Below are 1085 nucleotides of genomic sequence, written 5' to 3' on the forward strand. Positions count from 1 at the left end.
TTTTCGGAAGTTGGGATGTAAGCCCCGACATCTGAAAAGCTCGGTTTTCTTATATGGAAACATATCTACCGTAAAATCTGTATCAGGTTGTAACCTCGGATTAGATGTCGCAATTTGAGGCAGTGGAATGGATGTGAAGGGAAGAATATTCGGTAAATCGGGATTTTATGGAGGAATAAGATGGTACTTGAAACAGATAGGCTCATTTTAAGAGAATGAGTGGAAACCAGATTACTGTCAGGACTCTGGATTTGAATTTACCATTTGATGAAATAGCAGGACAGCTAAATACAATAGCAAAAACGCATTTCGATTTATAAAGGAGGCCTCCTATTTGAAAAAGAAAAAAGACGAAATTACCATCCGTTCCAGCGCGGCAGAATACTTGACCTATGTTGCCTCAGTTGGCGATCAGCAGGACAGTATTGAGATGCGCTATGAGGATGAGAATATATGGCTGACACAGAAGATGATGGCAACATTGTACGATGTCGGCACTAACACTATAAATTATCATATTAAGAAAATCTTTGAGGACAGTGAGTTACAAGAGGATTCAGTTATTCGAAAAATTCGAATAACTGCCGCCGACGGAAAAAGCTACAGCACAAATCATTATTCCTTAGAGATGATCATTGCAGTAGGATTTAAGGTAAATTCTGAGCGTGCGGTGCAGTTCCGTAAATGGGTCAATCAAATTGCAAAGGACTATACCATCAAAGGCTGGGTTATGGATGACGAGCGTCTCAAACGCGGAACATATCTGACAGAAAAGTATTTTGATGAGCAGTTAGAACGAATTCGTGAAATTCGAGCAAGCGAAAGAAAGTTTTATCAGAAAATAACTGACCTGTATGCCACAGCCATTGATTACGATAAGAATTCTGCAACTACCAGGAGATTTTACGCAACAGTTCAGAATAAAATGCATTACGCAGTTCATGGTCATACGGCAGCTGAACTGATTGTAGAAAGAGCTGACCATACAAGAGAGCATATGGGATTAACTACTTGGGCAGATGCTCCTGATGGAAAGATTAAGAAAAGTGATGTCACGATTGCGAAGAATTATCTGAGTCAGGATG

The 1085-nt window shown here is 39.9% G+C and carries 1 protein-coding gene; it reads left to right on the forward strand.

Features of this window, described 5'->3' with window-relative positions:
- Window positions 1–334 precede the first annotated feature (334 nt).
- On the forward strand, window positions 335–1085 hold a 751-nt coding region (gene rhuM / locus CCU_RS10715), incomplete at its 3' end, for a RhuM family protein (RefSeq protein WP_208896170.1).

Origin of the sequence: Coprococcus sp. ART55/1 (assembly GCF_000210595.1) — a bacterium.
In the GTDB taxonomy this organism is placed as follows: Bacteria; Bacillota; Clostridia; order Lachnospirales; family Lachnospiraceae; genus Coprococcus; species Coprococcus aceti.